Annotated in this window: 21 protein-coding genes and 1 pseudogene; 11 read left to right on the forward strand and 11 right to left on the reverse strand. The window is 61.9% G+C overall.

The window, feature by feature from the left end:
• Positions 1-152: 152 nt before the first annotated feature.
• Positions 153-737 (reverse strand): nitroreductase family protein, encoded by a 585-nt coding sequence (locus C4J87_RS07220; RefSeq protein ID WP_124366243.1) that lies wholly within the window; start codon positions 735-737, stop codon positions 153-155.
• Between the two features lie 153 nt (positions 738-890).
• Between C4J87_RS07220 and C4J87_RS07225 the strand changes: the two genes are divergently transcribed.
• Together C4J87_RS07225 and C4J87_RS07230 are read left to right on the forward strand one after the other, a co-directional pair.
• Positions 891-1,340, forward strand: a complete 450-nt coding sequence (locus C4J87_RS07225) for a YcgN family cysteine cluster protein (RefSeq protein ID WP_003172524.1) — start codon at positions 891-893, stop codon at positions 1,338-1,340.
• A 13-nt stretch (positions 1,341-1,353) separates the two neighbouring features.
• Positions 1,354-2,574 (forward strand): hypothetical protein, encoded by a 1,221-nt coding sequence (locus tag C4J87_RS07230; RefSeq protein WP_124366244.1) that lies wholly within the window; start codon positions 1,354-1,356, stop codon positions 2,572-2,574.
• 144 nt (positions 2,575-2,718) lie between these two features.
• Here C4J87_RS07230 and C4J87_RS07235 read toward each other — a convergent pair whose 3' ends face one another.
• The 4 genes from C4J87_RS07235 to C4J87_RS07250 all read right to left on the reverse strand — a co-directional run bounded on the left by C4J87_RS07235 (position 2,719) and on the right by C4J87_RS07250 (position 4,892).
• Positions 2,719-3,069, reverse strand: coding sequence for a DUF2892 domain-containing protein (locus C4J87_RS07235; protein WP_124366245.1), 351 nt, complete (start codon positions 3,067-3,069; stop codon positions 2,719-2,721).
• A gap of 67 nt (positions 3,070-3,136) precedes the next feature.
• Positions 3,137-3,604: an RNA methyltransferase gene (locus C4J87_RS07240; protein WP_124366246.1), complete on the reverse strand. Its 468-nt coding sequence runs from the start codon at positions 3,602-3,604 to the stop codon at positions 3,137-3,139.
• Between the two features lie 167 nt (positions 3,605-3,771).
• Positions 3,772-4,146 carry a YajD family HNH nuclease gene (locus C4J87_RS07245; protein ID WP_003210675.1) on the reverse strand — a complete coding sequence of 125 codons (375 nt, stop codon included), beginning with the start codon at positions 4,144-4,146 and terminating at the stop codon, positions 3,772-3,774.
• 59 nt (positions 4,147-4,205) lie between these two features.
• Positions 4,206-4,892, reverse strand: coding sequence for a spermidine synthase (locus C4J87_RS07250; RefSeq protein WP_124366247.1), 687 nt, complete (start codon positions 4,890-4,892; stop codon positions 4,206-4,208).
• Positions 4,893-4,970: 78 nt separating this feature from the next.
• On the opposite strand from C4J87_RS07250, the gene C4J87_RS07255 reads away from it, so the two are divergent.
• On the forward strand, positions 4,971-5,249 hold the full coding sequence (locus C4J87_RS07255) for a hypothetical protein (protein WP_124366248.1): 279 nt from the start codon (positions 4,971-4,973) through the stop codon (positions 5,247-5,249).
• Here C4J87_RS07255 and C4J87_RS07260 read toward each other — a convergent pair.
• Together C4J87_RS07260 and C4J87_RS07265 are read right to left on the reverse strand one after the other, a co-directional pair.
• Entirely contained in the window at positions 5,246-5,719 is a 474-nt protein-coding gene (locus C4J87_RS07260) for a cyclic nucleotide-binding domain-containing protein (RefSeq protein WP_124361771.1), read from the reverse strand. The genes C4J87_RS07255 and C4J87_RS07260 overlap by 4 nt on opposite strands.
• 68 nt (positions 5,720-5,787) lie before the next feature.
• Positions 5,788-7,830 (reverse strand): S9 family peptidase, encoded by a 2,043-nt coding sequence (locus C4J87_RS07265; protein ID WP_124366249.1) that lies wholly within the window; start codon positions 7,828-7,830, stop codon positions 5,788-5,790.
• A 24-nt stretch (positions 7,831-7,854) separates the two neighbouring features.
• On the opposite strand from C4J87_RS07265, the gene C4J87_RS07270 reads away from it, so the two are divergent.
• The 3 genes from C4J87_RS07270 to C4J87_RS07280 are packed head-to-tail and all read left to right on the forward strand — an operon-like array spanning position 7,855 to position 9,742.
• The gene (locus C4J87_RS07270; protein ID WP_124366250.1) at positions 7,855-8,382 is read left to right on the forward strand and encodes an MFS transporter; all 528 of its coding nucleotides are present in this window, start codon (positions 7,855-7,857) and stop codon (positions 8,380-8,382) included.
• Between the two features lie 30 nt (positions 8,383-8,412).
• The gene (locus C4J87_RS07275) at positions 8,413-9,189 is read left to right on the forward strand and encodes a class II glutamine amidotransferase (protein ID WP_053136626.1); all 777 of its coding nucleotides are present in this window, start codon (positions 8,413-8,415) and stop codon (positions 9,187-9,189) included.
• Positions 9,190-9,199: 10 nt separating this feature from the next.
• Positions 9,200-9,742: a DUF2937 family protein gene (locus C4J87_RS07280; protein ID WP_005786113.1), complete on the forward strand. Its 543-nt coding sequence runs from the start codon at positions 9,200-9,202 to the stop codon at positions 9,740-9,742.
• Between the two features lie 107 nt (positions 9,743-9,849).
• Here C4J87_RS07280 and C4J87_RS07285 read toward each other — a convergent pair.
• Positions 9,850-10,763 (reverse strand): annotated as a pseudogene (locus C4J87_RS07285) (LysR family transcriptional regulator).
• 177 nt (positions 10,764-10,940) lie between these two features.
• Here C4J87_RS07285 and C4J87_RS07290 point away from each other — a divergent pair.
• Genes C4J87_RS07290 through C4J87_RS07300 form a run of 3 tightly spaced genes read left to right on the forward strand, consistent with a single transcriptional unit; the run spans position 10,941 to position 13,287 of the window.
• Positions 10,941-11,681 (forward strand): 5-oxoprolinase subunit PxpA, encoded by a 741-nt coding sequence (locus C4J87_RS07290; protein WP_124366251.1) that lies wholly within the window; start codon positions 10,941-10,943, stop codon positions 11,679-11,681.
• The gene (gene pxpB / locus C4J87_RS07295; RefSeq protein ID WP_124366252.1) at positions 11,678-12,382 is read left to right on the forward strand and encodes a 5-oxoprolinase subunit PxpB; all 705 of its coding nucleotides are present in this window, start codon (positions 11,678-11,680) and stop codon (positions 12,380-12,382) included. Before C4J87_RS07290 ends, pxpB begins: the two co-directional genes overlap by 4 nt.
• The gene (locus C4J87_RS07300) at positions 12,379-13,287 is read left to right on the forward strand and encodes a biotin-dependent carboxyltransferase family protein (RefSeq protein WP_124366253.1); all 909 of its coding nucleotides are present in this window, start codon (positions 12,379-12,381) and stop codon (positions 13,285-13,287) included. The genes pxpB and C4J87_RS07300 overlap by 4 nt, the downstream gene beginning before the upstream one ends.
• 126 nt (positions 13,288-13,413) lie before the next feature.
• Here the strand turns inward: C4J87_RS07300 and C4J87_RS07305 are convergent, their stop codons facing one another.
• From C4J87_RS07305 to C4J87_RS07315, 3 genes are all read right to left on the reverse strand, one after another.
• On the reverse strand, positions 13,414-14,592 hold the full coding sequence (locus tag C4J87_RS07305; RefSeq protein ID WP_032892863.1) for a VWA domain-containing protein: 1,179 nt from the start codon (positions 14,590-14,592) through the stop codon (positions 13,414-13,416).
• Positions 14,592-15,437, reverse strand: a complete 846-nt coding sequence (locus tag C4J87_RS07310) for a MoxR family ATPase (RefSeq protein WP_003189627.1) — start codon at positions 15,435-15,437, stop codon at positions 14,592-14,594. The genes C4J87_RS07305 and C4J87_RS07310 overlap by 1 nt, the downstream gene beginning before the upstream one ends.
• 98 nt (positions 15,438-15,535) lie before the next feature.
• Positions 15,536-16,612, reverse strand: a complete 1,077-nt coding sequence (locus C4J87_RS07315; protein ID WP_124366254.1) for a DUF748 domain-containing protein — start codon at positions 16,610-16,612, stop codon at positions 15,536-15,538.
• 126 nt (positions 16,613-16,738) lie between these two features.
• On the opposite strand from C4J87_RS07315, the gene cysK reads away from it, so the two are divergent.
• Positions 16,739-17,713, forward strand: coding sequence for a cysteine synthase A (cysK, locus tag C4J87_RS07320; RefSeq protein WP_124366255.1), 975 nt, complete (start codon positions 16,739-16,741; stop codon positions 17,711-17,713).
• Positions 17,714-17,852: 139 nt separating this feature from the next.
• Complete coding sequence (locus tag C4J87_RS07325; protein ID WP_124366256.1) at positions 17,853-18,788, forward strand: aspartyl/asparaginyl beta-hydroxylase domain-containing protein; 936 nt, start codon at positions 17,853-17,855, stop codon at positions 18,786-18,788.
• Positions 18,789-18,839: the final 51 nt, after the last annotated feature.

Here is an 18,839-nt window from a genome sequence, read left to right on the forward strand (position 1 = left end):
TGCTCCTGTAGGAGCGAGCTTGCTCGCGAAAAACGTTCAGGCAACGCGTTCATTCTGGATAAACGCGGGCGCCTTGGGTTCTTCGCGAGCAAGGGCTAGCCGCCCGCCTCGCTCCTACAAAAAGCCCTAACTGGCTCGCATTAGTGCACGCTTCAGAGACTGAAGTCGCCTTCCGAGACCAGCTCGCTCAGCGGCTTGCGCGGGCTCGGCGCTTCGCGGCCTTGCAAATACTCCGGCAGGCTCGACTTATCCCCCAGCTTGCCGATGGCCACGGCGGCATGCAGTGCATACCCTTCTGGAATCTTCAGCTCCTTGCGGGTCAGCTCCTGATCGAAGCCGGCCATGCCGTGGGTGTGCCAGCCGCTCAGGCTGGCTTGCAGGGCCAGGTGAGCCCAGGCGGCGCCGGTGTCGAAGGTGTGCCACAAGGCCGGGGTTTCTTCCTTGGCACCGGGAGCGATGAAGTCGGTTTTCGAGGCGATGATCACCAGCGCCGACGCATGCTGCGCCCAGCCCTGGTTGAATTCATTGAGCAGGCCCAGGAAACGCTGCCAATCCGGCGTGTCACGACGGGCATAGAGAAAACGCCATGGCTGCGAGTTGTAGGCCGAAGGGGCCCAACGCGCCGCCTCGAAGAAGCTCAGCAGGGTTTCCTGGGGAATGCTTTCGCCGGTAAAGGCGCGCGGCGACCAGCGGTCGATAAACTGGGGGTGGATCGGGTAGTCGGCAACACGGGTCATAAGCAGTTCCTGATCGTCGATTCGGCGCTCAAAACTACTGCGCCGCTACTAGACTGACAAGTGTTGTTACACCGCCAGTCGACAGCGCTTGGCCCGAGGGGGCTTGGGCACTAGACTGGCGGCCTTTTCACCTACCGATACTGATGCAGAGCCATGGCCGCCAAAGTCGAACCTTTCTGGATACGCAAAACCCTCGAACACCTCGACCAGGAGGAATGGGAGTCGTTGTGCGACGGCTGTGGCCTGTGCTGCCTGCAAAAGCTTGAGGATGAAGACGACAACAGCGTCTATTACACCCGCATTGCCTGCAAACTGCTCGACCTGAAAACCTGCCAGTGCACCGACTATCCCAACCGTCGCGCGTCGGTGCCCGACTGCATCCAGCTCACACCCGGCCAGGCCGACCAGTTCAAGTGGCTGCCGCCCACCTGCGGCTATCGACTGGTCAGCGAGCGCAAGGATTTGCCACTGTGGCACCACCTGGTCTGTGGCGACCGCGACGCCGTGCACCACGAACGCATTTCCCAGTCCGGGCGCATGCTCAGCGAAGGCAGCGTGCCAGAGGACGACTGGGAGGATTACCTGATCTTCCGGGCAGGTTGAACAAGGAGTGTGTATGAGGGTGGGATTCAAGCTGGCGACCGCTGCCGTGTTGCTGGCGCTGAGCATGCCGGCGTGGTGCGCGAAGAAAGTCGACCTGGATTACCACGTCAAACTCCTGCCCCAGAGCGATCAGGCCGAAGTGCGCGTGAGCCTGTCCCAGGGTTCCGCCGTGCGCAGCCTGGATTTTGACCTGGGCCAGGACGGTGACTACAGCGACTTCAAGGCCGATGGGCAATGGAAAGTCACTGGTCATCGCGGTCATTGGCAACCCGGCGCCGACAAGGCCAGCCTGACCTATCGCGTACGCCTCACCCACGCGCGCAAGCCGGGCAGCTATGAAACGCGTATGACGCCAGGCTGGGCGCTGTTTCGTGGCGATGACCTGGTGCCCGCCGCACGGCTGGACCAGCAGGACGGGGTGGAGCTGGTCGCGCGGCTGATGTTTGAGCTGCCGCCAGGCTGGAAAAGCGTCGAGACCGCCTGGCCGCGTATCGGCAAAAATCGGTTCCGCGTCGACAACGTATCCCGCCTGTTCGACCGCCCCACCGGCTGGATGCTTGCCGGTAACCTGGGCAGCCGCCGCATGCGCCTGGGGGAAACCGACGTTACCGTGACCTCGCCCAAGGGCCAGGGCATGCGGCGTATGGATGTGCTGACGCTGCTGACCTTCGTGTGGCCGCAGGTGGAAGCCGCGTTCCCGCGCCACCCGGCCAAATTGCTGGTGGTGGGCGCCAGCGATCCGATGCGCCGTGGCGCAGTTTCGGCGCGTGACTCGATCTACCTCAACAGCCGCACGCCGCTGGTCAGCGAAGACGGCAGCAGCCCGTTGATCCGCGAAGTGGTGCAGGCCATCGCCCGTTTCAATGACCACGACAGCAGTGACTGGATCAGCGAAGGCCTGGCCGGCTATTACGCCATCGAGCTGGTACGCCGCGCCGGGGGGATCACCGATGAACGGTATCAGGCGATACAGGCGCGCCTGGCGAAGGAGGGCAAGGACGTGACGCGCCTGCGGGGCGAACATGTCAGCGGCGCGACGGTGTCACGGGCCGTGGTGGTGTTGCAGGAGCTGGACCGAGAGATCCGCGTGAAAACCCATAACAAGCGCTCGCTGGATGATCTGGCACAGGCGGTGATGCGGGCCGGTAGCGTTACCACAAAAGAGTTTGTGCAACTGGCTGAGCGCATCATCGATGGTTCATCCGCCGTGCTCGACAGCAAGCTGCTGCGCTGATCTTCAAGCCATGCACAAAGCAAAATGTGGGAGGGGGCTTGCTCCCGATTGCTGTGGTTCAGTCACTGTATGCGGTGACTGACACCCTGCTATCGGGAGCAAGCCCCCTCCCACATTTGAATCTCTATAGGCCGAAGACCTGGGTCACCCCACGGTTTTCGTGGCTTTCTCAGCCGCCACTTCAGCCTTGGTCTTCAAGTTCTGCAGCTCCGCGCCAGCGCGCTCGATCTTCGTGCGTACGCTGTTCATTTCCTGGCGGCCTTGCTCCAGCTTGTCCTTGAGCGAACTGTGCCCGGTGAAACCCCGAGCCAGCGCCACGCCACCAATCGCCACCTGGATCAGCCCGAAGAGCCCGCCACGGCGCAGGCCTTTGCCTACCATCATCACGCCACCGGCCACCGAGCCGATGCGCTCCCAGCCGTGCACGTTCTGTGTACGCGGGGCTTCAGGCTGCTGATGTTCAATGAAAGGTCGCAGGGTTTTGCTGTCGCTCATGGTCTGTCTCCTACAAAGGCAAGTGTAAGTAGCTGACTGTTCTCGAGGGCCGGATGTTCCCGATATTTCAGTACTTGGGGCCCGAGCGGGTGTTGTTGCCCTTGGCCAGGCGGTCGTAGAGCACCACGTTGACAGTGGCGGCAAGGTTCATGCAGCCGATGGTCGGAATATAGACGACGTCTTCGCACCAGTCGCGAATGTCTTTATCCAGCGAGCCATCTTCCGGGCCGAAGATATACAGCGCGCGGTCGGGGTGGGTGTATTCGGGCAGCGGGCGGGCGCCTTCCACCAGTTCCACGGCGACGGGGATGCAGCCCAGGGGCAGGATCTTCTTCAGGTCATCGATGCCGATCAGCGGAATGTCGTGGTGGACCTTCTTGGTGTCGGTGATGAAGTCCCGCGCGCGCTCGTAGCGCACGCCGGTATAGAACACCGAAGCCACACCGTAGCAGCCGGCGGCGCGCATTACCGAGCCGACGTTTTCAGGGGATTTGGGGTTGTACAGGCCGATGCAGCTGTAGCGTTTATTGCCCACGGGGAAAGGTGCCTTGGAGAAAAACCGCGATTATACGGCTTTGGGGCATCGTGGTGCTGGGGCGATCGCTATCGGGAGCAAGCCCCCTCCCACATTTTGATTTGTGAATACAGTCAAATGTGGGAGGGGGCTTGCTCCCGATGAGGCCGGAACAGGCGACAAAATCCTCAGTCGTCCTTCTTCATCAACCCCGCCAACGCCGCAAACGGGTTGTGCGTGGCCTTGGCAATCGTCGGGCTGCTGGTGGAGCCTTCGCCGAAATACTGCTGGTCGGTATAGCGCGAATGTTCGTTGTCGTGGCAGTACAGGCAGAGCAATTCCCAGTTGGAGCCGTCCTGGGGGTTGTCGTCATGATTGTGGTTGCGGTGATGCACGGTCAGTTCGCTCAGGCGCTTGCCGGCGAATTCACGGGCGCAGCGGCCGCACACGTGGGGGTACATTTTCAGGGCTTTGTCGCGGTAGCCCATTTCCCGGTCGCGCTGGGCATCGGCGAGGATGCGGTCCAGCTTGGCGGTGTGGGAGGGCGGATTGGTCGAGCTCATCATGGCTCCTGGCTATTGGGTGGTCACGGACAGGTTGATTCTAGCTAATCACAGCGCAATTAGCCCTTGAGCTTTTCCGCAATCCAGATGGTATGCCGCGTGCCCTTGTTGCCGTGGGCAAACACCTGCACTTCCTCGGCCTTGAAACCGGCCTTGCGCAGTTTGTCGCTGAACAGTTTGTCGGCGCTGGCTGACCACACCGCCAGCACGCCCTTGGGGCGCAGCGCTTTGGCGCAGGCGGCCAAGCCACCGGCGGAATACAGCCAGCTGTTGGCCTTCTGCGTGAGGCCTTCAGGGCCGTTATCGACGTCGAGCATGATCGCATCAAAGCCCTGGGGCTCGGCCTGCAGCACCTTGGCCACGTCTTCCAGGCGGATCACCGTGCGTGGGTCGAGCAAGGGGCGGCCGGACTTTTCGCCCAGCGGCCCACGGTTCCACTCCACCACGCCCGGGACCAATTCCGCCACCACCACTTCGGCGCTCTTGCCCAAGTGCTTGAGCGCCGAGGCCAGGGTGAATCCCATGCCCAGGCCGCCGATCAGCACCCGTGAGCCCGGGCGCCCCGCGACCTTGCGGCAGGGGATCTCCGCCAGGACATCTTCGGAGCCGTGCATGCGCGTGTTCATCAACTGGCCACCGTCACCGCCCTGAATCTTGATCACGAAATCCTCGCCGTATTCGAACAGGCACAAGGCACCGCCGTTGTCGGGGATCGGAGTGGTGTCCAGCAGAACGAAACGTTTCATGGAAATCTCATTGGGAAGGGCATTCTTGCGCGGTTGGGAGTAGCCTTACGACATTCCGGTCAGGCCATGGAGCCATCGATGAAGTGCAGTATTCTAACGGTCATTGTGCTTGGCGCGCTCGCATTGGGTGCGGCACAGGCGCAGGAGTCGCAAACCGTACCGGTCGCCCCCGCACCCACCCCCGGCGCGCCGGGCACGCCAACGCCTACGTTGTACCCGCAGGTCACGCCGCCCGTCGTGCCCAAGACCAACGGCTCGCCGCCCCTGGCACCCATCGTGCTGCCGGCGCCGCCCAAGGACCAGACCGTGCCGGGCCTGCAGCAGAACGACAGCAAGCCGAAGACGCCTGGCGGTTAAAACTGTTGCGCCAGTAATTGCCCGTCAGCCATGCGCAAACGCTTGGACAGGGCGATGGCAATCGCGCGGATGATCTTGGCCGCCACCCTGGGCGCTTCGTTGAGCATTTTCTCCAGAGCGTCCTTGCCCAGGTTCAGCAGCACACAGTCGGTGGCCGCCATGCAGCTGGCCGAGCGCCGTTCGCCGTCGAGTACCGCCATTTCGCCAAAGGCCCGGCCGCTGCGCAGGGTGGCGATGGTCAGGCGTTGGCCTGCGTGGTTGGTTTTCTGCACCGCAACCTGGCCGCTGTGGAGGATGCACATGAAGGTGCCGGCATCGCCCTCGAGGAAAATCACCTCATCCTGGGCAATGCTGCTGATATTGAAGTAGCCCGCGGCGATATGAAAATCTTCCGGTAGCAGCGGGTCGAACAGGCCGCAGTCCATCAGCATGTCGCGGATTTCTTGGTTGAGCAGGGTGGGTTCTGACATAACTGCGATCTTGGTCCATCAATTCGGTAGGCGGTCCTGTGTTCAGACAGGACCGCCTGGCTAAGTTCCTAAATCAGTTCCAGCGCCTTGAAGACAAAGGCGTATTCGAGCGCTACGTCACGTAATCCCTGGTAACGGCCACTCATGCCACCGTGACCGGCACCCAGCTCGGTCTTGAGCAGCAGCAGGTTGTCGTCGGTCTTGGTGTCGCGCAATTTGGCCACCCACTTGGCCGCTTCCCAGTACTGCACGCGGCTGTCGTTGTAACCGGCGATCACCAGCAGGTGCGGGTAGGCCTGGGCCCGCACGTTTTCGTAAGGCGCATACGCCTTGATGCGCGCATACACCTCGGGCTCCTGCGGGTTGCCCCATTCGTCGTACTCCGTGACGGTCAGCGGCAGGTCCGGGTCGAGCATGGTGTTGAGCACATCGACAAACGGTACTTCGGCGATCGCCGCCTGGAACAGCTCCGGGCGCTGGTTGAGCACGGCCCCGATCAACAGGCCGCCGGCGCTGCCGCCGCTGATCGCCAGCTGCCTGGCGGTAGTCAGGCCCTGGGCGATGAGGTGTTCGGCGCAGGCGATGAAATCGCTGAACGTGTTCTGCTTGTGTTCCTGCTTGCCGTTGCGATACCAGGCTTCACCCAGTTCGCCGCCGCCGCGCACATGGGCGATGGCAAACGCCACGCCACGGTCGAGCAGGCTCAGGCGTGCGTGGGAGAACCACGGGTCGAGGCTTTGGCCGTAAGCGCCGTAGCCATACAGGTACAACGGTGTCGGCTTGCCGAGCTGGTCACGCTTGACCACCAGGCTGATCGGCACCTGGGTGCCGTCGGCGGACGTGGCCCACAGGCGCTGGCTGACGTAGTCGTCGGCATTGAATGCGCCGAGAACCGGGGTTTGCTTGAGCACCTGTTGAGCGCCGCTGGCCAGGTCCAGCTGGCGCACCTGGGCCGGGCGGTTCAGGGCTTCATAGCGCAGGCGGACCTTGTCGCTGATAAATTCCAGGCTGTCCTGTACGTAGAGGCTGTAGGCCGCGTCAGGCAATTCCACGCGATAGGCCGGCACGCCCTCGGGGTGCACTTCGATCACCGGCAGGCCACCGATGCGCAGGCTCAAGGTCATGGCGCTGGCATTCAGGCTGATGCCGTCCAGCATCACCTCGTCGCTGTGGGGGATCAGGTTCTGCCAGTCGGCTTCGGTGGGCACCGTGCCGGTGTCGGCGGCAACGAACAGTGCGTAATTGATGCCGTCGCGGTTGCTGCGGATAAACCAGGTCCACTGGCCGTTCAGTTGGCCGTGGTCGACATCGTATTCATGGTCTTCTACCCGTGGCGCCAGGCAGGTGAAACCCAGGTGCGGCTGGTCGGCGTCCAGTGCCCAGATTTCGCTGGTGGTCTTGCTGCCCAGGGCCAGCAGCAACTGGCGCTCGGAGCTGGAACGGTAGCAATGCAGGAAGAAACGTCCGTCGGGTTCGTGGAACACTTCCTGCGCCGCCGTGCCGTCCAGGCGGTAGCGGTAGAGTTTGTGCGGGCGATGGGTGTCGTCCAGTTCGCCAAAAAACAGCGTGAGGCTGTCGTTGGCCCAGGTCATGCTGCCGTCGCAGTTGTCGAACGCCAGTTCGCTGACCTTGTCGGTAGCCAATTCCTTCACGAACAGGGTGTAGATCTCTTCACCGCTGGTGTCGAGGCTGTAGGCCAGGCGCTGATGGTCGGGGCTGATGCTGAACGCGCCGAGGGAGAAAAACCCGCCATTGGCCAGCTCGTTCGGGTCCAGCAGCAGTTCTTCGCTGTGCTCATCCACCTGGTTGCTGTCATCGGCCGGGCGGCGGCAGCGGTAGTGGCGCGCGTATTCGTCACCGGCGGTGGTGCGGGTGTAGTACAGATACGGGCCCCAGGGGGAGGGCAGGGACAAGTCGGTTTCCAGGATACGGCCCTTGATCTCTTCGAACAGGGTCTCGCGCAACGCCTGCTGGTCGGCGAGCTGCGCCTCTTGCCAGGCGTTTTCGGCCTTGAGGTAATCGAGGACGTCGCGGCTGTCACGCTCCTGCAGCCAGGCGTACGGGTCTGGGCCTGGGGCCTTGCGGGCAATCGGTGCGGTCGAAATAGGCATGGATAATTCTCTATCGGGCGGACGGTGGCCGGCATTGCAGCCGCGACACGCAAAAGCCGTTATCATAGCCGCCTCTTTGCCAGCCTTGCCATGGACACCATGACCGAGAACGACTATCTGACCGCTTGGGGCCTTTACGCCTTCGCCGCTTTGGGCTGCCTGTTAGTGTGGTGGCGCATGACCCGCTGGATGTGGCGCTGGCTGCGTGAGCCGTTGCAGTTACTGATGGCGGTGCTGTTGCTCAGTCCCACCATCGTCGACCCGATCAAGACCCAGTTCGCGCCGGCCGTGGCGATCACCGCCCTGGACCTGGTGCTCAAGGTCGGCAATAACGCCTGGCGCGCCATCTCCGACCTGTTCATGTACACCATGATCGTGTTCGGGCTGTACATCGTGTTCGTGCTGATCCGCTGGCCCCTCGAGCGCGCCGCCAATGCCCGCCGCGAGCGCAAGGCCGCCACGGATGCCGCGTTGGCCGCCGAGCCGGAAGAAGACGAACCGTTCCATCGCCCGGCGCCCGTCGGTGGCATGCGGGTCGAACCGCGCCTTTAACGTTGTCCGTCCTGCAGCGAGAGCCCTGGCATGTGTGAATTATTGGGCATGAGTGCCAACGTCCCCACCGATATCGTGTTCAGCTTTACCGGGCTGATGCAGCGGGGCGGGCGTACCGGCCCGCACCGCGACGGTTGGGGCATCGCCTTCTACGAAGGCCGTGGCCTGCGCCTGTTCCAGGACCCGGCCGCGAGCAGCGAGTCGGAAGTCGCGTTGCTGGTGCAGCGCTATCCCATCAAGAGCGAAGTGGTGATCGGCCATATCCGCCAGGCCAATGTGGGCAAGGTGAGCCTGGCCAATACCCACCCGTTCGTGCGCGAACTGTGGGGCCGCAACTGGTGTTTTGCGCACAATGGCCAACTGGCCGACTTCACCCCCCGCGCCACCTTCTACCGACCGGTCGGCGACACCGACAGCGAAGCGGCGTTCTGCGACCTGCTCAACCGCGTGCGCGAAGCCTTCCCCGAGCCGGTGGATATCGAGCAGATGCTGCCGGACCTGATCGCCGCCTGTGCCGAATACCGCAGCAAGGGCGTGTTCAACTGCCTGCTCAGCGATGGCGACTGGCTGTTCTGCTACTGTTCGACCAAGCTAGCGCAGATCACCCGGCGCGCCCCGTTTGGCCCGGCCCGCTTGAAAGATGTCGACGTGATCGTCGATTTTCAGGCCGAAACCACCCCCAATGATGTGGTAACGGTGATCGCCACCGAGCCTCTGACCGACAACGAAAACTGGACCCGCTACGAACCGGGCCAATGGAGCCTGTGGCGGCGCGGCGAATGCGTCAGCCAGGGCGTTACCGAATAAGGAATCGACCATGTTGCTCAGTTATCTGCGGTTGGTGCTGTTTGCCATTGGCTTGTTGGTCGGTGTGCAAGTGCCGGGCTTCATCAACGATTACGCCAAGCGCGTCGAAGCCCACCTGATCGAGGCCCAGACGGGCCTGCGCGGGTTCGAGTCCACCGCGCAGCAGTTCTTCAACGGTGACATGCAAGCCCTGGTGGCGCATTACCGTGCCAGTGACGACCCGGTGTTCCAGAGCGACGCGAGCAGCCTGGGCGCGATGCTCGACCGGCAGCTCGAGTTGGACAAGCAATTCCAGGCCATGCAAGGCCCCTGGTACATCCGCGCCCTGCAAGTGGCGGTGGCCGCCGATCCGGATATTCGCCTGGAAACCTGGAATGGCTACAGCTACCAGATATTGCTCACGCCCGAAGCCATGGGCTGGGGCCTGGGTGGGGCGATGCTGTTGTCGTTCGGTATCGAATGCCTGTATCGACTTATCGATTGGGTGGTGCTGGGCGGCCGACGCCTGCGCCAGAGCCGGCCGATCGAAGAGCGGGACCTCAAAGGCCTCTAAAATGTGGGAGGGGGCTTGCTCCCGATAGCGGTGGGTCAGCTGGAAATAGGCTGACTGACACCCTGCTATCGGGAGCAAGCCCCCTCCCACATTTGGACCCGGTTCATTCAGTGGCTCAGCACCATTCGCTCTTCGCCGACTTCTTCGGCATAGCGAGCAACGACCTTCTGGCACAACCCCACAATCTCCTCCACCAATTCCACCCCGACCCGCCACGACACCACCACCTGCAGGTTTGGCAACTTCTGCGCCATCGGCAGCATCACCAATTCCCCCGTGCCAGCTCTTCGCTGACCAGCACCGGCGGCAGTGCGCCAATGCCAAAGCCATCGCGCAGTAAACGGGTGATGGCCGACACCGAATTCACGCAATTCATCCGTGGCGCGGCCACGCCGTTGGCCTGCATCAGGCTCAGCACATCCTGATGGGGGCAGGAGTTTTTCGAGTAGGTGATGATACGTTCCTGGGCCAATTCGGCGAGGGAAGCGTAGTCGCGGTTATAGATCGACTGGCTGGCGACGATCCACGCCATGGGGTGGCTGCCCAGTTCCAGGCTGCGCACGCTTTCCAGGCGCAGCAGGTCAGTTTGCAGGATCAGGTCGAGGAAGCCTTTTTGCAGCTGATCGCTTAAGTTCAATGCAGTATCGGCGACCAATTCGATTTCTACCCGCGGGAACAGGCTCATCAACTCAGCGACCAACGGGCTGAGCCAGGTGTGAATCACGGTGTCCATCGCGCCGATCCGAATCCGTCCGACCTTGCTGCTGGTGGTTTCCAGGGACTGCTTCAAGCCCTGCATGGTCACCATCATCTGCTCGGCATAGTCGAGCACCTTCAAACCTTCCGGGGTCAGGCTCACGCCACGCGAATCGCGCAGGAACAGCTTTACCCCCAACTCGCTTTCGAGCACGGCAATGCGGCTGGAAATCGACGCCTGGGTGGTGAACAGCTTTTCGGCGGTCAGGCGGAAACTCTTGAGCTTGGCCACCCAGACGAAGGTTTCGAGGAACTTCAAATTCATGGGATCAACTTTTTCTTATGCTTGGATCGGTTTTTATTAGTTGGACGCCGCACCGGGCCAGCGCCAAAAATCGAGTCGTTCCACGATAAGCGTCGTTGGGGTTCAGGACAACATCGTTGCGAGATGTTGGTAAAAGATCCCACACTACAAAAAAACAAAGCCTACAGGAGCGACCCCGTGAGCCGCCTGCTATTGAATTGCGACATCGGCGAAAGCTTTGGCAACTGGACGATGGGTCTGGACGCTGAAGTCATGCCGTTCATCGATTGCGCCAACGTGGCCTGCGGCTTCCATGCCGGCGACCCGAGCATCATGCGCAAGACCGTCAGCCTGGCGCTCAAGCACGCCGTGCAAGTGGGCGCGCACCCGGCCTATCAGGACCTGCAAGGCTTCGGCCGGCGCTCCATGAACTACACGCCCCAGGAAATCCAGGACCTGCTGCACTACCAGATCGGTGCGCTGGATGGGATCTGCCGCGCACAAGGGGGGCGCGTCAGTTACGTGAAACCCCATGGCGCGATGTACAACGACATGATGGCCAACCCCGCCCAGCTGCGCGCGGTGATCCAGGCCGTGGCCGCTTACGGCGACCTGCCGCTGATGTTGCTGGCCACGCGCGACAACAGCGCGGCCCAGGCCGTGGGCGATGAATACGGTGTGACCCTGTGGTTCGAAGCCTTTGCCGACCGCGCCTATGACAGCCAGGGCCATCTGGTTTCTCGCCAACTGCCGGGTGCGGTGCACCACGATACCGAGACCATCGTCAATCAGGCGGAGACTATTTCCCGAGGTGAGGCCCTGAGCGCCAGCGACGGCAGCGCCTTGGTCTTGCAGGCCCACACGTTGTGCGTCCACGGTGATAACGCCAGCTCGGTGGCCGCGGTGCAGCGTATCCGCCAGGCGTTGAAACCAGCATGAAGCCACGGATTGAAGTGGTGGCCATCGACTGCCTGATGGTGCGGCTGTTCGATGAGATTGCCGAAACCAACATGCCGTGGATGCTCGCCGCCACCCAGCGGTTGCGCAGCGGGTTCGGCGGTGCCTTGGTCGACCTGGTGCCGTCCTACACCACTTTGATGGTGCATTACGACCTCGCCACGCTGGCCCCGGCCGAGGCGCGGGCGTTGATCGACCAGGCGCTGACCGACCTGCAGCCCCAGGCCCAGGGCGGCGGCCGCTGCCATGTGCTGCCGGTGTGGTACGACCTGAGCGTTGGCCCGGAACTGACGTTGATAGCCCAGCGCAGCGGGCTTGCGGTGGCTGAAGTGATTCGTCGCCACAGCACTCACCTTTATCAAGTGTTCGCCCTCGGTTTCGCCCCCGGTTTTGCCTTTATGGGGCTGGTGGATGAAGTCCTCGCCACACCGCGCCTCAGCACCCCGCGCAAGCGCGTGACGGCCGGCAGTGTGGGTATCGCCGAGCGGCAAACCGCCGCCTATCCGGTGGTGTCCCCCGGTGGCTGGAACCTGATCGGGCGCACCCCGGCCAAACTGTTCGACCGCGAGCGCGACGGCTACAGCCTGATGCAGCCGGGCGACACGGTGCGCTTCGAGGCGGTCAGCCACGCGGAGTTCGTCAACCTGGGCGGCGATGACACGCCCTTGGAGGCGCAGGCATGAGCCGCTTGTTGATCGAAGCCAGCACGCCGCTGTGCCTGTTGCAGGATGCCGGACGTTTCGGCGTGCGCCACCTGGGCGTGACCCAGGGCGGCGCGCTGGATTGGGTGTCGATGTCGTGGGCCAATTGGCTGCTGGGCAATGCGCTGGATGCGCCCGTGGTGGAAATCACCCTGGGCGGCTTTACCGTGCAGGCCGAGGACTACTGCCTGCTGGCCCTGGCCGGTGCCGACCTTGGCGCCTTTATCGACGAGCGCGCAATCAGCCCAGGGCGCAGTTTTATCCTGCAAAAAGGCCAGCGCTTGCGCTTTACCCAGCCGTTCAAGGGCGCACGGGCTTACCTGGCGGCGCCGGGCGGGTTCGATGCGCCGCAGGTGCTGGGCAGCTGTGCAACGGTGGTGCGTGAGGAGTTGGGCGGCGTCGACGGTTTGGGCAAGGCATTGGTCGAAGGCGGGCGCTTGGCCTATTCCGGCACGGGCGGGGCGATGAGGGTGCTGGCCAACCCGGATTTGCAATCCGGTGCCTCACTGGACGTAATCGTCGGCGCCCAAATAGGCCGGTTCAGCGGGCAGAGTTTATTCGACGCGTTCAACACCGAATGGGCGCTGGACAGCCGCGCCGACCGCATGGGCATGCGCTTGCTCGGCACGCCGCTGCACTATCAGGGACCGTCGTTGATTTCTGAAGGCATTCCCCTGGGCGCGATCCAGGTACCGCCGGATGGGCAGCCGATTGTGTTGCTCAATGATCGGCAGACCATCGGCGGTTATCCACGGTTGGGTGCGCTGACGCCTTTATCCCTGGCGCGCCTGGCGCAGTGCCTGCCGGGGGAGAAGGTGCGATTGACACCGGTGGTGCAGGAAACCGCGCATCGACAGCACATCGACTATTTGCGCCGATTCCAGTAACACTGCAGTCCAAAATGTGGGAGGGGGCTTGCTCCCGATAGCGGTGGTCCAGTCACTGATGTATTGACTGACATACTGCTATCGGGGGCAAGCCCCCTCCCACATTGGATGTGTATTGGATTTGGGTTACTTGGAGAGAAAACGCATACCTTCTTCCAACCCGCGCAACGTCAGCGGGTACATCTGGTCCTCCACTAACTCGCGCACGATCCCCGTCGACGCCGTATACCCCCAGGTATCCTTGGGATACGGGTTTATCCAGATCAGCTTCTTGTACTTGGCCATGAACCGCTGCATCCATACATACCCAGGCTCCTCGTTCCAGTGCTCGACGCTGCCGCCGGCCTGGGTGATTTCATAGGGCGCCATGGACGCATCGCCGATAAAGATCACTTTGTAGTCCGCGCCGTACTTGTGCAGAAGGTCCTGAGTGGAGGTGCGCTCCGAGGTGCGGCGCTGGTTGTTCTTCCACACAGACTCGTACACGAAGTTATGAAAGTAGAAGTACTCCAAGTGCTTGAACTCGGTCTTGCAGGCAGAGAACAGCTCTTCGCAGATCTTCACATGGGCGTCCATCGAGCCGCCGATATCGAACAGCAGCAACAGCTTGATAGTGTTGCGTCGTTCGGGGCGCATCTGGATATTCAACAGCCCGGCGTCGCGCGCGGTGTGGTCGATGGTGCCATCGATGTCCAGCTCTTCCGCCGCACCCTGGCGGGCGAATTTGCGCAGGCGGCGCAGGGCGATCTTGATGTTGCGCGTGCCCAGTTCCACCTGATCGTCGAGGTTCTTGTACTCGCGCTGGTCCCACACCTTCACCGCCTTGCCCTGGCGCTTGCCCGCATCGCCCACACGAATGCCTTCCGGGTTGTAGCCGCCGGAACCGAAGGGGCTGGTGCCGCCGGTGCCGATCCATTTGTTGCCGCCGGCGTGGCGTTCTTTCTGTTCTTCCAGGCGTTTCTTGAATTCCTCGATCAGCTTGTCGAGGCCGCCGAGGGACTGGATCTGCGCGCGCTCTTCATCGCTCAGCGAGCGCTCGAACTCCTTGCGCAGCCACTCTTCGGGGATCAGCGCCTGCAGGTGATCGTCGAGCTTTTCGAGGCCATTGAAGTAGGCGCCAAAAGCCCGGTCGAACTTGTCGAAATGCCGTTCATCCTTGACCAGGATCGCCCGCGCCAGGTAGTAGAACTCGTCCATGTCGGCGAAGGTCACGCGTTGTTTCAGCGCGTTGATCAGGTCGAGCAGCTCGCGCACCGACACCGGCACCTTGGCGGCCCGCATTTCATTGAACAGGTTGAGCAGCATCAGCGATTACCGCGACGGCTCATGAACGCCAGACGCTCCAGCAATTGTACGTCCTGCTCGTTCTTCACCAAGGCGCCTGCCAGCGGCGGGATGGCCTTGGTCGGGTCGCGCTCGCGCAGCACGGCTTCGCCGATATTGTCGGCCATCAGCAGCTTGAGCCAGTCCACCAGCTCGGAGGTGGAAGGTTTTTTCTTCAAACCGGGCACCTTGCGCACGTCGAAGAACACATCCAGCGCTTCGCTGACCAGGTCTTTCTTGATGTCCGGGTAGTGCACGTCGACGATTTTTTGCAGGGTGGTGCGGTCGGGGAAGGCGATGTAATGGAAGAAGCAGCGGCGCAGGAACGCGTCCGGCAGCTCTTTTTCGTTGTTGGAGGTAATGATGATGATCGGGCGTTTCTTGGCCTTGATGGTCTCGTCGATTTCGTAGACGTAGAACTCCATCTTGTCGAGTTCCTGCAACAGGTCGTTGGGGAACTCGATGTCGGCCTTGTCGATTTCGTCGATCAGCAGGATCACCCGCTCCTCGGATTCGAAGGCTTCCCAGAGCTTGCCCTTTTTCAGGTAGTTGCGCACGTCGTGCACCTTGTCCACACCCAGTTGCGAGTCGCGCAGGCGGCTGACCGCGTCGTACTCGTAGAGGCCCTGGTGGGCCTTGGTGGTGGACTTGATGTGCCAGGTGATCAATCTGGCACCAAAGGACTCGGCCAATTGCTCGGCGAGCATGGTCTTGCCGGTGCCCGGTTCGCCCTTGACCAGCAGCGGACGCTCCAGGGTGATGGCGGCGTTGACGGCCAGTTTCAGGTCATCGGTAGCCACATAGGCCTGGGTGCCTTCGAACTTCATCGGTCATTCCTCGAATTCATCAATGCCCGACTATACCGCGCAGCCCCGGCGACTGTGAACGCAGACGGGCTATTCAGTCTCTGAATGGCCGGTCAGGCTCACTCCGCCGTTGGCTTGGGTTGTTCATAGCGCGCGTTGAACGCCTGGATGAACCCGTTGCGCAGAATCGCGATCACCGCGGAAAACGCACTGACGTTTTGTTGATGCACGCTGCCGCTCAGCTCCACGCGGGTGGCGAACTGGTTTTTGCGCTGGTTCTTCAACACCGTCTCGCTGGCGCCAACCACAGCCTCCCAGATCGAGCGGAAGATGTTCTTGTCTTTGTTTTCCACGTCCTGCTGCCAGTCGAACACCTCGACATCGCGCAGCAGCGGCTTGATATAGCCGCTCAGTTGGCCTTTTTCGGCCTGGGCTTCGATCACCACGTCGCCGGTGCCGGCCTTGAAGTCGAACTTGCCATAGGCCGAGGCAAAGTCATTCATGCGCTTGAGTTGCAGGTCGCGGGCGCGCAAGCGAAATTCGAACTCTTCGAAATCGCTCAGCGGGTCAAAGGTGGCGTTGGCTTCCAGAGGCGCCTGGCCTTGCAACAGCGCCTTGCCCTCGAAGCGCGCATCGCGCTTGCCTTTGACGTCCACCACGTTGGTCAGGTTGTAGAAACTGGCGTTGACCCCGGTGGCATTGAGGTTGACCTTGGGCGTGGAGCTGAAGTTATGAAACGAGATCTTGCCGTCTTCGATGCGCACTTCATTGAGGGTGATCGGCAGCAGCTTGCGCAGTTGTTCCTGCCAGTCGGTGCCTTTACCAGTCTGGGAGGCCTGCTTGTTGGCGCCACCGTCGACGAAATTGACCTCCGGCCGTACGAAATGCCCTTCGGCTACCACCGCATGGTCGTACCACAGCGAATGCCAGCTCACTGCGAACTCGATGAGCGGCGCCTTGATGAACGGCACCGGTACCTTGCCGTCGACCTTGACGATCTGCAGACCATTGATCCGGTAGGCGCCGCGCCATAAAGCCAGGTCCACATCGGCAATTTCGCCACGGTAGTCGCCCATATTGGCGAGCCTTTCATTCAGGTAGTTGCGCACCAGGTAAGGCAGCGCGATGTGCACGGCAACCAGTACCAGCACCAGCCCGGCGAGGGTCCAGAGCGGCCAGCTGTAACGACGTTTCATGGGGCAGTCCTCCTTGCTCGTAGGTGATGGACTGTTGCAAGGGGCGCAACGTTCCTCCGACTGGACGCCTAGTGGCACGAGGCATACCCTTGGGACCTTTCTGGACATTGCCAAATAGGATCCGTCATGAGCCGCATCTTTGCAGACAACGCGCACTCCATCGGTAATACGCCCCTGGTGCAGATCAACCGCATCGCACCGCGCGGGGTCACCATCCTGGCCAAGATCGAGGGGCGCAACCCAGGCTACTCGGTGAAGTGCCGCATTGGCGCCAACATGATCTGGGACGCGGAAAGCAGCGGCAAACTCAAGCCGGGCATGACCATTGTCGAGCCCACCTCCGGCAATACCGGGATCGGCCTGGCGTTCGTGGCGGCGGCACGCGGCTATAAACTGCTGCTGACCATGCCCGCGTCCATGAGCATCGAGCGCCGTAAAGTGCTCAAGGCCCTCGGCGCCGAGCTGGTGCTGACCGAACCGGCCAAGGGCATGAAAGGCGCGATTGAAAAAGCCGCAGAAATTGTCGCCGCCGACCCTGGAGCCTACTTTATGCCGGGCCAGTTTGAAAACCCGGCAAACCCTGCCATCCACGAGAAAACCACTGGCCCGGAAATCTGGAACGACACCGATGGCGCCGTGGATGTGCTGGTGGCGGGCGTGGGCACGGGCGGCACCCTCACCGGTGTGTCGCGCTATATCAAGCACACGGCGGGCAAGCCGATTCTGTCAGTGGCAGTGGAGCCGCTCGTGTCGCCGGTGATCACCCAGGCGCTGGCCGGCGAAGAGATCAAGCCCAGCCCGCACAAGATCCAGGGCATTGGCGCCGGTTTCGTGCCGAAAAACCTCGACCTGTCGATGGTCGACCGCGTGGAGTTGGTCACTGACGAAGAATCCAAGGCCATGGCCCTGCGCTTGATGCAGGAAGAAGGCATTTTGTGCGGCATCTCCTGCGGCGCCGCCATGGCGGCGGCGGTGCGCCTGGCCGAGAAGCCGGAAATGCAGGGCAAGACCATCGTGGTGATCCTGCCGGACTCCGGTGAGCGCTACCTGTCGAGCATGTTGTTCAGTGATTTGTTTACCGAGCAGGAAAACCAGGTTTGAGCGCCTACACCAGAGGGCGACGGGGTGTTGATTCAGGTCAGCCGATTGGCCAAGGTCTTCTGCATAATGGCCCAAATGTTTATCATGGCCGGCTGCTACGTCTGCTGTTGGCCAGGCGCTTATTTCCAGGAGTTGCTGCATGACCTTTTCTTTGGCCGCCAAACTGTCGGTGTTGCTGCTGTTTATCGGCAGCACGCTGTACGTGCACCTGCGCGGCAAGGCCCGCTTGCCGATGCTGCGCCAGTTCGTCAACCATTCGGCGCTGTTCGCCCCGTATAACGCCTTGATGTACCTGTTTTCCGCGGTACCGTCCAAGCCCTACCTGGACCGCAGCAAGTTCCCGGAACTGGACGTGCTCAAGGACAACTGGGAAGTGATCCGCGAAGAGGCCATGCACCTGTTCGACGAGGGCTACATCCGCGCCGCCGAAAAGAACAACGATGCCGGTTTCGGCTCGTTCTTCAAAAAAGGCTGGAAGCGCTTCTATCTCAAGTGGTACGACAAGCCCCTGCCATCGGCTGAGGCCCTGTGCCCGAAAACCGTGGCGCTGGTCAGCAGTATCCCCAACGTCAAGGGCGCAATGTTTGCGCTGTTGCCGGGCGGCAGCCACCTGAACCCGCACCGCGACCCGTTCGCCGGCTCCCTGCGCTATCACCTGGGGCTGTCCACGCCGAACTCCGACGACTGCCGCATCTTCGTCGACGGCCAGGTCTATGCCTGGCGCGACGGTGAAGACGTGATGTTCGACGAAACCTATGTGCACTGGGTCAAGAACGAAACCGATCAGACCCGTGTAATCCTGTTCTGCGACATCGAACGCCCGCTGAGCAACCACCTGATGACCCGCGTCAACCGCTGGGTCAGCAAGCAACTGGGGCGTGCTACCGCGCCGCAGAACCTCGACGACGAGCGCGTGGGTGGCATCAACCAGGCGTATGCCTGGAGCAAGAGCTTCAGCGACAAGTTCAGCGGCCAGGTCAAGCAGTGGAAGCGCAAGCATCCCAAGGCCTACCGCATTGCGCGACCGGTGTTGGCGGTGGTTGTGCTGGTATTGCTGTGGAAGTGGTTGTTCTGATCGGAGCGCGGTCAAAAATGTGGGAGGGGGCTTGCTCCCGATAGCGGAGTG

The organism is Pseudomonas sp. R1-43-08, from assembly GCF_003852255.1.
In the GTDB taxonomy this organism is placed as follows: Bacteria; Pseudomonadota; Gammaproteobacteria; order Pseudomonadales; family Pseudomonadaceae; genus Aquipseudomonas.

Bases quoted from the DNA above. Each gene is read 5' to 3' on its own strand.
- C4J87_RS07255 (WP_124366248.1), top strand. From the start codon at position 4,971: ATGAAGTGCAGTATTCTAACGGTCATTGTGCTTGGCGCGCTCGCATTG.
- pxpB (WP_124366252.1), top strand. From the start codon at position 11,678: ATGAAGCCACGGATTGAAGTGGTGGCCATCGACTGCCTGATGGTGCGG.
- C4J87_RS07300 (WP_124366253.1), top strand. From the start codon at position 12,379: ATGAGCCGCTTGTTGATCGAAGCCAGCACGCCGCTGTGCCTGTTGCAG.
- C4J87_RS07225 (WP_003172524.1), top strand. From the start codon at position 891: ATGGCCGCCAAAGTCGAACCTTTCTGGATACGCAAAACCCTCGAACAC.
- C4J87_RS07230 (WP_124366244.1), top strand. From the start codon at position 1,354: ATGAGGGTGGGATTCAAGCTGGCGACCGCTGCCGTGTTGCTGGCGCTG.
- cysK (WP_124366255.1), top strand. From the start codon at position 16,739: ATGAGCCGCATCTTTGCAGACAACGCGCACTCCATCGGTAATACGCCC.
- C4J87_RS07275 (WP_053136626.1), top strand. From the start codon at position 8,413: ATGTGTGAATTATTGGGCATGAGTGCCAACGTCCCCACCGATATCGTG.
- C4J87_RS07235 (WP_124366245.1), bottom strand. From the start codon at position 3,069: ATGAGCGACAGCAAAACCCTGCGACCTTTCATTGAACATCAGCAGCCT.
- C4J87_RS07315 (WP_124366254.1), bottom strand. From the start codon at position 16,612: ATGAAACGTCGTTACAGCTGGCCGCTCTGGACCCTCGCCGGGCTGGTG.
- C4J87_RS07305 (WP_032892863.1), bottom strand. From the start codon at position 14,592: ATGCTGCTCAACCTGTTCAATGAAATGCGGGCCGCCAAGGTGCCGGTG.
- C4J87_RS07265 (WP_124366249.1), bottom strand. From the start codon at position 7,830: ATGCCTATTTCGACCGCACCGATTGCCCGCAAGGCCCCAGGCCCAGAC.
- C4J87_RS07310 (WP_003189627.1), bottom strand. From the start codon at position 15,437: ATGAAGTTCGAAGGCACCCAGGCCTATGTGGCTACCGATGACCTGAAA.
- C4J87_RS07245 (WP_003210675.1), bottom strand. From the start codon at position 4,146: ATGAGCTCGACCAATCCGCCCTCCCACACCGCCAAGCTGGACCGCATC.
- C4J87_RS07280 (WP_005786113.1), top strand. From the start codon at position 9,200: ATGTTGCTCAGTTATCTGCGGTTGGTGCTGTTTGCCATTGGCTTGTTG.
- C4J87_RS07220 (WP_124366243.1), bottom strand. From the start codon at position 737: ATGACCCGTGTTGCCGACTACCCGATCCACCCCCAGTTTATCGACCGC.
- C4J87_RS07250 (WP_124366247.1), bottom strand. From the start codon at position 4,892: ATGAAACGTTTCGTTCTGCTGGACACCACTCCGATCCCCGACAACGGC.
- C4J87_RS07260 (WP_124361771.1), bottom strand. From the start codon at position 5,719: ATGTCAGAACCCACCCTGCTCAACCAAGAAATCCGCGACATGCTGATG.
- C4J87_RS07325 (WP_124366256.1), top strand. From the start codon at position 17,853: ATGACCTTTTCTTTGGCCGCCAAACTGTCGGTGTTGCTGCTGTTTATC.